This is a genomic window from Streptomyces sp. NPDC059787, assembly GCF_042732315.1.
GTDB classification, from domain to species: domain Bacteria; phylum Actinomycetota; class Actinomycetes; order Streptomycetales; family Streptomycetaceae; genus Streptomyces; species Streptomyces atrovirens.
Genome location: NZ_JBHWHX010000007.1, coordinates 87,959 through 100,631, shown reverse-complemented (window position 1 = coordinate 100,631; position 12,673 = coordinate 87,959). Strand labels below are relative to the sequence as shown.

12 protein-coding genes are annotated in these 12,673 nt (G+C 73.0%); 11 read left to right on the top strand and 1 reads right to left on the bottom strand.

The window, feature by feature from the left end; translation table 11 throughout:
• Genes ACFV5H_RS08985 through ACFV5H_RS08935 form a run of 11 tightly spaced genes read left to right on the top strand, consistent with a single transcriptional unit; the run spans position 1 to position 10,846 of the window.
• A complete protein-coding gene (locus tag ACFV5H_RS08985; RefSeq protein WP_385047132.1) occupies positions 1-1,266 on the top strand; it encodes an MCE family protein in 1,266 nt (421 codons plus the stop codon).
• Positions 1,263-2,327, top strand: coding sequence for an MCE family protein (locus tag ACFV5H_RS08980; protein WP_385047135.1), 1,065 nt, complete (start codon positions 1,263-1,265; stop codon positions 2,325-2,327). The genes ACFV5H_RS08985 and ACFV5H_RS08980 overlap by 4 nt, the downstream gene beginning before the upstream one ends.
• Positions 2,324-3,364, top strand: coding sequence for an MCE family protein (locus tag ACFV5H_RS08975; protein ID WP_385193697.1), 1,041 nt, complete (start codon positions 2,324-2,326; stop codon positions 3,362-3,364). The genes ACFV5H_RS08980 and ACFV5H_RS08975 overlap by 4 nt, the downstream gene beginning before the upstream one ends.
• Entirely contained in the window at positions 3,364-4,386 is a 1,023-nt protein-coding gene (locus ACFV5H_RS08970; protein ID WP_385047139.1) for an MCE family protein, read from the top strand. Before ACFV5H_RS08975 ends, ACFV5H_RS08970 begins: the two co-directional genes overlap by 1 nt.
• Positions 4,383-5,639, top strand: coding sequence for an MCE family protein (locus ACFV5H_RS08965; RefSeq protein ID WP_385047142.1), 1,257 nt, complete (start codon positions 4,383-4,385; stop codon positions 5,637-5,639). Before ACFV5H_RS08970 ends, ACFV5H_RS08965 begins: the two co-directional genes overlap by 4 nt.
• A complete protein-coding gene (locus ACFV5H_RS08960; protein WP_385047145.1) occupies positions 5,636-6,913 on the top strand; it encodes an MCE family protein in 1,278 nt (425 codons plus the stop codon). The genes ACFV5H_RS08965 and ACFV5H_RS08960 overlap by 4 nt, the downstream gene beginning before the upstream one ends.
• Complete coding sequence (locus tag ACFV5H_RS08955; protein WP_385193695.1) at positions 6,910-7,425, top strand: hypothetical protein; 516 nt, start codon at positions 6,910-6,912, stop codon at positions 7,423-7,425. The genes ACFV5H_RS08960 and ACFV5H_RS08955 overlap by 4 nt, the downstream gene beginning before the upstream one ends.
• Complete coding sequence (locus ACFV5H_RS08950; RefSeq protein ID WP_385193693.1) at positions 7,422-8,144, top strand: hypothetical protein; 723 nt, start codon at positions 7,422-7,424, stop codon at positions 8,142-8,144. Before ACFV5H_RS08955 ends, ACFV5H_RS08950 begins: the two co-directional genes overlap by 4 nt.
• A gap of 26 nt (positions 8,145-8,170) precedes the next feature.
• Positions 8,171-8,719, top strand: coding sequence for a nuclear transport factor 2 family protein (locus tag ACFV5H_RS08945; RefSeq protein WP_385193691.1), 549 nt, complete (start codon positions 8,171-8,173; stop codon positions 8,717-8,719).
• 49 nt (positions 8,720-8,768) lie between these two features.
• The gene (locus ACFV5H_RS08940) at positions 8,769-9,545 is read left to right on the top strand and encodes a hypothetical protein (protein ID WP_385193689.1); all 777 of its coding nucleotides are present in this window, start codon (positions 8,769-8,771) and stop codon (positions 9,543-9,545) included.
• A gap of 41 nt (positions 9,546-9,586) precedes the next feature.
• A complete protein-coding gene (locus ACFV5H_RS08935) occupies positions 9,587-10,846 on the top strand; it encodes a lytic murein transglycosylase (protein WP_385047157.1) in 1,260 nt (419 codons plus the stop codon).
• Between the two features lie 33 nt (positions 10,847-10,879).
• On the opposite strand, the gene ACFV5H_RS08930 is transcribed toward ACFV5H_RS08935, so the two are convergent.
• Positions 10,880-12,655, bottom strand: coding sequence for a pyridoxal phosphate-dependent aminotransferase (locus ACFV5H_RS08930; protein ID WP_385193687.1), 1,776 nt, complete (start codon positions 12,653-12,655; stop codon positions 10,880-10,882).
• Between the last annotated feature and the right edge of the window lie 18 nt (positions 12,656-12,673).

Here is a 12,673-nt window from a genome sequence, read left to right as displayed (position 1 = left end):
ATGAGCGGACCCCGGGGATCCCGAGGACAGACGCTGCGCCACCGGCTGGCCGGGGTGGTGTTCGTGCTGGTGCCCGCCCTGCTGATCTGGCTGGCCGTCGCCGTCTACGACAAGAGGTTCACCGACTCCGACCCGGTGGTCGTCGAGACCGGCAGCGCCGGCAGCCAGATGCACCCGGGCGCCGAGGTGAAACTGCGCGGCGTCGTCGTCGGCGAGGTCCGCGCCATCGACGCCACCGGCGACGGGGCCCGGCTCACCCTCGCCATGAAGCCCGGCGCGCTGGACGACGTACCGTCCGACGTCCGCGCGCAGATGCTGCCGACCACCCTGTTCGGCGAACGGTTCGTGGCCCTCGTACCGCCCGAGAACCCCTCGGCCCGGCCCCTGGCCGCCGGAGCCGTCGTCCCCCAGGACCGCTCCGAGAACGCCATCGAACTCCAGCAGGTGCTCGACGACGTCCTGCCGATGCTCACCGCCGTCCAGCCGCAGAAGCTCTCCGCGACCCTGTCGGCCGTCTCACAGGCCCTGGAAGGCCGCGGAGACCGGCTCGGCGAGACCCTGAGCCTGCTGGACGAGCACCTGGAGGAGTTCAACCCCCACCTGCCCGCCCTCAACCGTGACCTCAGGGAACTCGTGAAGGTCAGCCATGTCTACGCGGACGCCGCGCCCGACATCGTCACGGCGCTCACCGACTTCACCACCACCAGCGGCACCCTCGCCGAGCAGGAGGCCGAACTCGCCGCCACCCTCGGCGCCACCACCCGCACGGCCGAGGACGTGACGGCCTTCCTGCGCAAGAACAAGGCCACCGTCATCCGGCTCGGTGCCGCCGGCCGGCCCACGCTGGAACTGCTCGCCGAGTACTCCTCGGCCTTCCCCTGCACCCTGCGCACCCTCGCCGAGTTCGTCCCGGCCATGGACAAGGCGCTCGGCAAGGGCACCGACCGGCCCGGCATCCACGTCGACGTCACCACCGTCGCCTCGCGCGGCGCCTACCGCCCCGGCCGCGACACCCCGGTGTACGACTCCGGCGGCGGCCCCCGCTGCCCCTCCGTGCCCTACCTCGGCTCGCTGCCCCGGCCCACCGCGCTGGCCGCCGGCCCCGCGGCCGAGCAGGACCTCGGACCCGCCAACTCCCCGGCGGAGAACGACCTCGTCAACGAACTCCTCGCCCCCGCCGCCGGCGAGAGCCCCGGCGACCTGCCCGACTGGAGCAGCCTGCTCGTCGGCCCCGTCTACCGCGGTACGGAGGTGACCCTCGGATGACCACCGCCGACGACGCGCACACCCGGCGCCGCCCGCTGACCGGGCCGCTGCTCAAGTCCCTCGCCTTCGTGGTGGTCACCGCCCTCGCCACCACCGTGCTCGGCATCGGCGTCGCCAACACCGGCGTCGGCTCCGGCTCCGGCACCACCACCTACAAGGCCCTGTTCACCGACGTCACCGGACTCGTCGACGGCGACAGCGTGCGGATCTCCGGGGTGGAGGTCGGCGAGGTGACCGACGTACGCGTGGTGGAACGGCGTACCGCGCAGGTCACCTTCACCGTCCGGGAGGACCGCAGGCTGCCCCGGTCGACCACCGCCGCCGTGAAGTACCTCAACATGGTCGGCCAGCGCTACGTCTCCCTCGGCCGCGGCAGCGGCGACCTCACCGGCACCCTGGAGGAGGGCGGCACCGTCCCGCTGGAGCGCACCACGCCCGCGCTCGACCTGACCCTGCTCTTCAACGGCTTCAAGCCGCTGTTCGAGGGGCTCTCCCCGAAGGACGTCAACGAACTCGCCGGATCGATCGTGCAGGTGCTCCAGGGCGAGGGCGCCACCGTGGACAGCCTGATCCGCCACATCGGCTCGCTCAGTACGACCGTCGCCGCCAAGGACGAGGTGATCGGCCAGGTCGTCGCGAACCTCACCACCGTCCTGGACACCCTCAACGACCGCGAGGACAGCTTCGACGACCTCGTCGTCACCCTCCAGGAACTCGTCACCGGCTTCGACGAGGACCGTGAACCCCTCGGCAGGGCCGTCGCGGCCATGGGTGACCTGACCACCGTCACCGCCGACCTCTTCGAGGACGGGCGGGAGCCCCTCAAGCAGGACATCCGTGAACTGGGCCGGCTCTCGACGAACCTCGGCGAACACACCCCGCAGATCGAGGACTTCCTCGAGAAGACCCCCGCCAAGATGACCGCCCTGGCCCGCCTGTCCTCCTACGGATCGTGGTTCAACCTCTACCTCTGCGAGGCGCGCGTGAGCGGAGTCACCACCTCCGACGGCTCCGAACCGCCGACCGGTGTCGCGATCACCGAATCGAGGTGCGGCGGATGAGGCGCCCGCGCATCAAACCCGTGAAAGAGCGCGATCCCGTCGCCGTCGGCGTCGTGGGGCTGCTCGTCCTCACCCTGATCGCCCTCCTCGCCTACAACGTCGACCGGCTTCCGTTCGGCGGCGGCACCGCCTACAGCGCCGACTTCTCCGAGGCGGCGGGCCTGGACGAGGGCGACGAGGTGCGCATCGCGGGCGTCAAGGTCGGCCAGGTCACCGGCGTCGCGCTCGACGGCGCCAAGGTGAAGGTCACCTTCGAGGTCGAGGACGCCTGGCTCGGCGACCGCACGACCGCCGCCATCGCCATCAAGACCGTCCTCGGCGACAAGTACCTGGCGCTCGACCCGCTCGGCTCCGGCCGCCAGGACCCCGGCAGCCGCATCCCGCTGACCCGCACCACCTCCCCCTACGACGTGACCCAGGCGTTCCAGGACCTCAGCGGCACCGTCGACGACATCGACACACAGCGGCTCGCGGAGAGCTTCGAGACCATCTCCGACACCTTCGAGGACTCCCCGCCGCACGTGCGCAAGGCCGCCACGGGCCTGTCCGACCTGTCGCGGTCCGTCTCCGAGCGCGACGCCGAGCTCTCCGAACTCCTCAAGGGAAGCACCAAGTTCACCAAGACGCTGGAGAACAGGAAGTCCAGCTTCGAGACCCTCATCGAGGACGGCGGCTCCCTGCTCGGCGAACTGAGGGACCGCCGCGCCGCCATCAAAGCCCTGCTCAAGGGCAGCAAGGACCTCGGCACCGAACTCGGCGGCCTCGTCAAGGACAACGAGAAGCAGCTCGGCCCCACCCTCAAGGCCCTCGGCCGCGTCACCACCGTCCTGGAGGAGAACAACACCCAGCTCGGCAAGACCCTCGCGCTGGTCGGCCCGTACTACCGCCTGGTCGGCAACACCCTCGGCAACGGCCGTTGGTTCGACAGCTACCTGTGCGGTGTCGTGCCCCGCGACTACCTGCCCGAGACCTCCCAGCCCGAGACCGGATGCCTGCCGCCGAAACAGCCGGTGGCGGCCCAGGGGAGCGGTGAGTGATGAACCGACGCGGAAAGATCCTCACCGGCGTGCTCGCCTTCCTGGTACTCGCCGCCGGCGGCGTGGCCACCGTCCGGGCCCTCGCATCCGACGGCACCCGCCTCACCGCCTACTTCGACCGCGCCACCGGTGTCTACGCCGGGTCCGACCTGCGCATCCTCGGGGTACGGGTCGGCGAGGTGGAGTCGGTGCGGCCACAGGGCACCACGGTCCGTGTCGACCTCCGCCTGGACGAGGGGATCAAGGTCCCCGAGGGCGCGCGGGCCGTCGTCGTCGCACCGAGCGTCGTCGCCGACCGGTACGTGCAGCTCACCCCCGCCCACAGCACGGGCCCCGCCCTCGCCGACGGCGCCGTACTGCCCGCCTCGCGCAACCGTCTCCCCGTCGAGATCGACCAGATCTACGACTCGATCACCGAACTCGGCGAGGCCCTCGGCCCGGACGGCGCCAACGCCGACGGCGCCCTGTCCGAACTGCTGCGGACCGGCGCCGCCAACCTCGACGGCAACGGCGAGGCCATCGGCGAGGGCGTCGAGGAGTTCGGCAAGGCGGCCAGGACCCTCGACGGCAGCAGCGGCGACCTGTTCAAGACGCTCAGCAGCCTCCAGACCTTCACCACCATGCTGAAGAACAAGGACACCGACGTGCGCACCGCGCAGGAACGCCTGGACGAGGTCGTCGGCTTCTTCGCCGACAACAAGGACGACCTCACCGGCGCGCTGGAGGAACTCGGCAAGGCCCTCGGCCAGGTCAGGACCTTCATCGAGGACAACCGGGGCGAGCTGAAGGAGAACGTCGACCGGCTCGTCCCCCTCACACGGACCCTGGTCGAACAACGGGCCTCGCTGGCCGAGGCGCTGGACGTGGCACCGCTGGCCGCGGGCAACGTCGTCAACGCCTACAACCCCGACACCCGCACCCTCGACGGCCGCGCCAACCTCAACGAGATCAGCATCGGCGGCCCGCTGCTGCCGCTGCCCGTGGCCGGTGCGGCCGACGGGCGGAAGGGGGACGGCCGATGAAGCGCGGCACGCTCATCGCGGGCCGGGCCGCGGGCCTCACCGCGGGCGGACTGGTCGCCCTCGGCCTCGGCTTCACCCTCGCCCTCGGCGCGGTCGCCGTCGGACCACCGCGCTTCGACGGCATCGAGGACCTGCCGCTGCCCGGCGGCGCCGACCTCGGCGACCACCCCTACACCGTCACCGCGGAACTCCACGACGTGCTCAGCCTGGTCCCGCACGCCGCGGTGAAGGTCGACGACGTCGCCGTCGGCCGGATCACCGACATCGAACTCGGCCGCGACGACTGGTCCGCCCGCGTCACCATGGAGATCAACGGCGATGTGCGGCTGCCCGCCGACGCCACCGCACGGCTCGAACAGTCCAGCCTGCTGGGCGAGAAGTACATCCAGCTCGTCGCACCCGCCAAGGAGACCGGCGCCGGCCGGCTGACGGACGGGAACGTCATCCCGCTGGCCCGCACCAGCCGCAACACCGAGGTCGAGGAGGTGTTCGGCGCGCTGTCCCTGCTCCTCAACGGCGGCGGCGTCAACCAGCTCAGGACCATCACCCAGGAGCTCAACGCGGCCCTCGGCGGCCGCGAACCCGAGGTCCGCTCCATGCTGAAACGGGTCGACACCCTGGTGGGCGACCTCGACGACCACCGGGGAGACATCACCGACGCCCTCGACGCCGTCAACCGGCTCTCCTCGACCCTCGCCACCCGCAAGGACGACGTCGGCACCGTCCTCACCGACCTCTCGCCCGGACTGAAGACGCTGGAGAAGCAGCGCGGCTCACTGCTGACCATGCTGCGCTCCCTCGACACCCTCTCCGGCGTCGCCGTCTCCACCATCGACGCGAGCAAGGACGACATGATCGCCGACCTCAAGGCCGTCGCGCCGACGCTGAAGGCGCTCGCCGACGCGGGCACGGACCTGCCCGACTCGCTCCAGGTGCTGGTGACGTACCCGTTCACCGACGAGGTGCTGCGCGGGGTGAAGGGCGACTACCTCAACACGTACCTGACCATGGCCGCCGTACCCGGGACCCAGGTGATCCCGCCGCTGGTGACCGAGGGCACGGCTGCTCCGTCCGCCGCGGCGGACGGCGGGCCGGGCGCGGCCGGGAAGGGGCGGTCCGCCGGGGACGACGACGGAGCACCGGGGGCCGGGCCGTCGTCCGCGTCGCCGTCCGGGGCGCGCTCCCCGTCGGGGGACTCCTCCTCGCCGCTGCCGCTGCCCTCCGTGTCCGGGGCCGGAGGTGAGAGCAGGTGATCACTCCCGCCGTACGGCTGAAGAACCTCGCCTTCCTCCTCATCGCCGTCCTCGCCCTCTCGTTCCTCGGCATCCGCTACGCCGACCTCGGCCGGTACGTGGGCGTCGCCGACTACTACACGGTGGACGTGCGACTCCCGCACACGGGCGGCCTGTTCACCCACTCCGACGTCACCTACCGGGGCGTCTCGGTGGGCCGCGTCGGTCCGATCGGCCTCACCGCCGACGGAGTCGTCGCCGAACTCCGCATCAAGAAGTCCGCCCCCCGCATCCCCGCCGACACCAAGGCCGTGGTCGCCGGGCTCTCCGCCGTGGGCGAGCAGTACATCGACCTGCGGCCCGAGAGCGACGGCTCCCCCTACCTCGCCGACGGCACCCGCATTGAACAGGCCGACACCCAGGTGCCCGCACCCGTCACCGACGTCCTCGCCAGCGTCGACGACCTCGTCGGTTCCGTCCCGCTGGAGGATCTGCGTACGGTCGTCGACGAGTTCGGCAAGGCCTTCGAAGGGCACGGCGACGACCTCCAGACGCTCCTCGACAGCGGCAGCGACTTCGTCGAGGCCGCCGACCGCGCCCTGCCGTCCACCAGCCTGCTCATCACCGACGGCGAGACCGTCCTGCGCACCCAGGCCCAGGAGGCGAAGGCCATCCGCGACTTCGCCGGCGGGGCGGAGGAGCTGGCCCGTGCCCTCAAGGGCTCCGACGCCGACCTGCGCCGCCTCCTCGCGGTCACCCCCGAGGCCGCCACCCAGGTCAGCGGCCTGCTGCGGGACCTCGACCCGAGCCTCGGCGTCGTCCTCGCCAACCTCCTCACCACCTCCGAGGTCGCCGTCACCCGGCAGCGCGGCATCGAGGAACTCCTCGTGAAGTACCCGGCGGCCGTCGCCGCCGGCTCCACCGCCGTCGACGGAGGGAAGCTGAACCTCGGCATGGCCGTCACCTTCTTCACCCCCCTGCCCTGCACCGACGGATACGGCGCCACGCGCTACCGCAACGGCCTCGACCTCGGCACCGCGCCCGCCCTCAACACCGGCGCGGCCTGCACCGCCCCGGCCTCCACAGGGTCGAACGTACGCGGCTCGGCGAACGCCCCGAAGGGCGGCGCGGTGCCCGAGCCGGCCAAACCCGGCTCCCTGCCCTCGGGCAGCGGCGGGAGACCCGCCGAGAACGACGCCTCCCCGGTACTCCCCGGCGCCCTCGCCCTGCCCGGACAGAGCGGCGAGGCACCGGACGACCTGTCCGGCCTCCTGGACACCGGCGGTACGCGATGAGGAGGGCCCGGATCCTCACCGGAGCGGCGCTCACGCTGGCCCTCGGCTTCTGCGGTACGGGCGCGTGGACGTACGCGCAGGCCCGCACCGACGACTCGCTCGCGTACGGCCGTGAGCGGGACGAGGCGCTTGCCGACGGACGGGCGGGCATCGCGACGCTCACCACGCTGGACGCCTCCACCCGGCAGCGTGCGGAGCGGGGCGTCCGGGCCTGGCGCGCCGCCTCCACCGGGCCGCTGCGCGAGGAGTTGGGCCGTACCGGCGCCGAGGCGGGCGCCTCGGCGCGCGGCACGGTCACCGAGGCCGCCGTCACCGCGCTCGACACACGGTCCGGTACGGCCAAGCTCATCGCCACCGTCCGCGTCGAGGTCACGCCCGCCGGCACGAAGAGGCCGACCACCGACCGCAAGCGCCTGGAGGCGGTCCTGGCCCGCACGGGCGAGGGGGAGTGGAAGGTGAGGGCACTGAGCGCCGTGCCGGTCGAGGGCGACAAGGAGGGCGGCGACCGATGACGCTGACGCGACTGCTGCGCAGGGGCGGTACCCCGGAACCCGGCGCGGAGGCGGACTCCGCGGACGCGCCGGTCGAGAGGGAGGGCGGGGACGAGCCCGAGTCCGTCGAGGAGGAGGGCGGGCAGGAGTCCGAGTCCGTCGAGAGGGAGGGCGGGGACGAGCCCGAGTCCGCCGCCGACGCGCCGGACGGTGACCGGGCCCGCCGCTCACCGGGCGGGCGGCTGCGGCGGGCCGCCCTCGTCGCAGCCGTCGTGGCGCTCGTCCTCGGTGGCTGTGGCTTCTTCCACGGTGCCCACCAGTTGAGGTCGGCCGCGTCCGCCCGGAACCACGCGCTCACCGACACCGGGGCCACCACCCGCGTCGCCGGTGACGTCGGCAACGCCCTCGCCCGTGTCTTCTCCTACACACCGGACGGCACCGCGGCCGCCGAGCGCTCCGCACGCGCCGTCCTCGACGGCCGCGCCGCCCGCCAGTACGAAACCCTCTTCGAGCAGGTCCGCGACGACCTCACCGAGCAGCGCGTCACCCTGAGCACCCGGGCCGTCCGCACCGGAGTGGTCGAACTCGACGGCGACGAGGCCCGCCTGCTGGTCTTCCTCGACCAGACCTCCCACAAGGGCAGAGGCGAGGACGAGGTCACCACCGCGGCGGCCCAGCTCACCGTCACGGCCCGGTTCGAGGACGACCGGTGGCGGATCGTCGACATCAAGGCCCGCTGAACGTGCGCGGGAGACTGGAGCACCCCATGGAACGCGCGGTCCGCGCCCTCGCCGGAACCCGCTCCCGGCCGCTGCCGGCCCTGGTCCTCGCCCTCACCCTCGTCGCGGGCGGCTTCGCCGCGTGGGCCGGTCAGGACTGGTACTACGCGGCCCACGACGACCGGGCCGCGTACGCCGGGCAACGGGACGAGGCACTCGCCGCCGGGGAACAGGCCGTGCAGAACCTCAACACGCTCGACCACCGCGACGTGAACCGGGGCCTCGACCTCTGGGAGTCGTCGACCACCGGTGAACTGCACGAACAACTCACCTCCGGCCGCGCGGAGTTCGCCGAGCAGGTGAAGGCGGCGAAAACGGTCACCACGGCCCGGGTGCTGTCGGGCGCCGTCACCGAACTCGACGACCGGGCCGGCCGCGCCCGGGTGCTGATCGCCCTGCGCGTCACCGTCAAGGCGTCCGACGGCGCGAAGACCGACAAGGACAGCCGCATGCTCGGCGAACTCACCCGGACCGACGGCCGGTGGAAGCTGAGCGCCCTGGGCCAGGCACCCGTGGGCGGCACATCGACCGGCTGACCCGGTCCCGTACCGCGGCAGCCGGCCGTACCGAGGAGGACACCGCACCATGTCGACGACCCGCCACCACATCAACCGCCAGCGGCGCCGCCAGGCCCGCGAGACCCGGCCCGCCGCCTCCGCCGGGACCCCGGAGAGCACGGGAAGCCGGACCCGTACGCGCGGCACGGCGGTCCTGACCCCCTCCGGCGCCTCGCCCTCGTCCCCGTCCTCCGCGCGGGCGGCACAACCGGCCGCGGCCGACGACGAGAAAGCCACCCGGACCCGGCCGCGCCGACCGGTGGGCCTCGTGGTGCTCTGCGTACTGACCGTGCTCCTCGGCGGCTTCGCCGGCTGGGCGCACGCGGAGGCCGAAGCGCTCCGGGACGACCCCGCGCGGCACAACACCGCTCTGACCGACCTGGCCCGCACCAGCGAGATCAAGGGACGGACGGCCAAGGCCGTCGACGCGCTCTTCTCCTACGACCACACCGACCCCGGCGCCCTCGGGAAAGCCGCGGAGGACCTCCTCACGGGAAAGGCCGTCGACCAGCACGGAGCCCTGCTCGCCGACGTCCGCGAACGGGCCGACGAACAGAAGGCGGTGATCACCACGACGGTCACCGAGAGCGCGGTCGAACGGATCGACGGCGACCGGGCCCGGGTCCTCGTCTACGCCGACCAGAGCAGCGTCAGCACCGCCGGGACCGCGAAGGACGCCAAGGACGCGAAGGACGCGAAGGACTCGCAGGACGAGGGCGTGTACGCGGGAGCCATGCTCGCCGTCGACGTCGTACACCGCGACGGACGCTGGCTCGTCTCCGGCATCGACACCTTCGGCCGCTGAGGACCGTACGACCGCCCCCACCACCCACAGGAGCGACAGCCATGCCCGTACGCCGCGCCGCCCGACGCCCGTATGCCGGCCGGACCCGCAGGGGACTGCGGACGACCGCCGTCGCAGTGGCGGCCATGGCGGCCCTCACCGCCTCCCAGGCACCCGGCCTCACCCGGGACACGAAGGACGACCACGCCGCCCCGCTCGCCGACGACGTAAGCACACCGGCGGCAGGCGGCCCGTACACCGAGCTCGCTCCTCCGGGCGACGGCTCCTACCACACCGAACTCCCGCCCTTGAAGACCCCGGACGTCGCGTCGGCGCCCCCGGCGCTCGTGCGGGAACTCCGTTCCCAGTCGGGCATCCCGGCCACCGTGCTGCGCGCCTACCGCGCCGCCGAGGCCTCCGTGGGCGACACGGACCCAGGCTGCCGGCTGCCCTGGGAGCTGCTCGCGGCGATCGGCAAGGTCGAGTCGGGCCAGGCGCGCGGCGGCGCGGTCGACCGGAACGGCACGACGCCGGGCCGCATCACCGGACCGCCGCTCGACGGACGGGGTTTCGCCCTGATCCGGGACACGGACGGGGGCGCCCACGACGGTGACACGGTCTACGACCGCGCGGTGGGGCCGATGCAGTTCCTGCCGTCCACCTGGGCCCGCTGGGGCGCGGACGGCAACGGCGACGGCCGCGCCGACCCGAACAACATCTTCGACGCGGCCCTGGCGGCCGGCCACTACCTGTGCGCCGGCGGCCGGGATCTGGGCCGGGCGGCGGACCTGGACCGGGCGGTCCTCAGCTACAACCACTCGTCCTCCTACCTGAGGCTGGTCAGGTACTGGCTGGAGTTCTACAGCCGGGGGGTCCACACCGTCCCCGACGGCAGGGGCGTCATCCCGAGGAGCCCCGGCGCGGGCGGTGGGACCCCGGCGACCGAACCCGTCGACGGCGGGAGCGGCGGCAAGGGGGACGGGAACGGGGGCGGCGGCATCGTCATCGGCCCGGACCCGAGTACGCCGGGCAGCCCCGGACCGTCCCCCTCCACGCCCTCACCGTCGTCCACCCCGGATCCGGCCTCCCCGTCCCCGGAGCCCTCCTCCCCGACGGCGTCTCCGACGAGTCAGGAACCCTCGCAGCCGCCCGGTGAGTCCCCCACCGGGACCCCGTCGCCCTCGCCGGACCCGACCGGTCCGAGCCCTTCGCCCACCGCCTCGGACGACTGCGCCCCGGAGTCCGCGACCCCGTCTCCCGAACCCGGCGCCTCCCCGACCGCCTCGCCCTGCCCGACCGCCCCGGCCACTCCCTCCGAGTGAGGCCCGTCATCCGCCGGGCGGACGCCGGCGGGCTCAGCCCACCTGGTCCATCCCCGCCGGGTTCGGCCAGCTCTGCGGCCCCTGCCAGCCCGTCGCCGGGGCCATGGAAAGGCCGTCGGTCCCCCTGACCTGGGCGGCCGTCAGACCGCCGCGGGCGGGGACGCCGGGCGGGGTGGGGCCGGCGGGCGGCGGCATCTGCGGTGACATCTGGGCCGCCGCCGGTGCCGGGAACGCCGCGGCGGGCATCGGTGCCTGCGCCACGGGCGCGAGCGGCTGGGCGGGCGCAGGCATCGGCACGGGCGCGGGAACCTGCTGTGGCACGGGCTGCGGGACCGGCGCGGGAACCTGCTGCGGGACCGGTGCCGGAACCTGCTGCGGCACGGGCTGGGCAACCGGCTGGGGCACTCCCGGCACCCCTGGCACCCCCGCCCCGACCCCCGTCACCACCGAAGCCGCAGCCGGCACCGGCATCCCGCCGCCCGCGCCCACCGCGGGGGCGGACGCGGCGGCGGGGAGCGGCATGCCGGTGCCGGCGGACGGAGCGGCGGCGAGCCCCGGAACGCCGGCACCGGCGGTCTGAGCGGCGAGCCCCCGCATGCCCGCCCCGTTGGTCTGGCTCACCAGCCGGTCCACGGCCGCCGTGCCCGAGCTGTAGCCGGTCCCCGGAGCCTGCTCGGGCACGGCGGCTCCCCTCCTGGACGTCCCGTAGAGCACCTGTTCCAGGCCGGACACCAGGCGGCGTACGTCCACTTGGGGGCGTACCACGAGACGCAGGAAGCGGCTGGAGGAGCCGATCTTGTTGCCGCACTCGCGGACCAGGATCCGGTGCTCGGTGAGCATCCGGTCCCGGACCACGGTGCCTTCGGCGCCCACGGGGAGGCGCACGAAGAGGAAGTTGCCCTGGGAGGGGTAGACCGTCAGTCCGGGCAGCGAGGAGAGCTGGCCGGACATGTCCATCCGGTCGCGGCGGACCTGGTGCAGGCTCTGGGCGTACTCGGCGCCGTGCTCCTTCAGCATGAACACCACGTGCTCGGCGAAGGAGTTGAGGTTCCACTTGGGGAGCATGGACCTCACCCGCCCCGCCAGGGCAGGGTTGGCGACCAGATAGCCGAAGCGGATGCCGTGCAGGCCGAAGTTCTTGCCGAGGCTGCGCAGCACGATGACGTTGGGGCGCAGCATCGCCTCCTGCACCACGCTCGGTTCGTTCTCCGCGTCGGCGAACTCCAGGAAGGACTCGTCGATCACCACCAGGTCCAGGTCGGCCATGGCGTCCATGAACTGCACGACGGCGTGCTTGTGCAGGAAGCCGCCGTCGGGGTTGTTGGGGTTGCAGATGACGGCGACCCGGGTGCCGCGCGCCCGGATGAACTCGGCGTACTGCGCGAGGTCGAGGGCGAAGCCGCCGGCCTCCTGGAGCGGGAACATGTCGACCCGTTTGCCGGTCTCCATGGGCTGGTCGGTCCAGCGGCCGAAGGTGGGGACGGGGACGGCGAGGGACTCACGGACCAGCAGGTGGTCGATCCAGGTGATCAGCTCCGTGGAGCCGTTGCCCATCGCCACGCACTGCGGCGGCAGCTGGAGCAGGCCGCACAGTTCGGCCGTGATGGTGTCGGCGCTGCTCGGGTAGTACGTGATGATGTCGCGCAGCCGGCCCGCCATGTCCTCGAACATGGCGGGGGTGGGGAAGTACGGGTTGCAGGGGATGCAGAAGTCCACCGGGCCGGCCCCGTCGCTCTCCCGTGTCAGCGCCGCCATCGACGGACTGTGCGCCGTGGTGCTGCGGAACAACGAGGTGACGTTGTCGGCCAAGGGAACCTCCGTGTGCGG

Coding starts and splice junctions, on each gene's coding strand:
- ACFV5H_RS08985 (WP_385047132.1), top strand. CDS start 1: ATGAGCGGACCCCGGGGATCCCGAGGACAGACGCTGCGCCACCGGCTG.
- ACFV5H_RS08980 (WP_385047135.1), top strand. CDS start 1,263: ATGACCACCGCCGACGACGCGCACACCCGGCGCCGCCCGCTGACCGGG.
- ACFV5H_RS08975 (WP_385193697.1), top strand. CDS start 2,324: ATGAGGCGCCCGCGCATCAAACCCGTGAAAGAGCGCGATCCCGTCGCC.
- ACFV5H_RS08970 (WP_385047139.1), top strand. CDS start 3,364: ATGAACCGACGCGGAAAGATCCTCACCGGCGTGCTCGCCTTCCTGGTA.
- ACFV5H_RS08965 (WP_385047142.1), top strand. CDS start 4,383: ATGAAGCGCGGCACGCTCATCGCGGGCCGGGCCGCGGGCCTCACCGCG.
- ACFV5H_RS08955 (WP_385193695.1), top strand. CDS start 6,910: ATGAGGAGGGCCCGGATCCTCACCGGAGCGGCGCTCACGCTGGCCCTC.
- ACFV5H_RS08950 (WP_385193693.1), top strand. CDS start 7,422: ATGACGCTGACGCGACTGCTGCGCAGGGGCGGTACCCCGGAACCCGGC.
- ACFV5H_RS08945 (WP_385193691.1), top strand. CDS start 8,171: ATGGAACGCGCGGTCCGCGCCCTCGCCGGAACCCGCTCCCGGCCGCTG.
- ACFV5H_RS08940 (WP_385193689.1), top strand. CDS start 8,769: ATGTCGACGACCCGCCACCACATCAACCGCCAGCGGCGCCGCCAGGCC.
- ACFV5H_RS08935 (WP_385047157.1), top strand. CDS start 9,587: ATGCCCGTACGCCGCGCCGCCCGACGCCCGTATGCCGGCCGGACCCGC.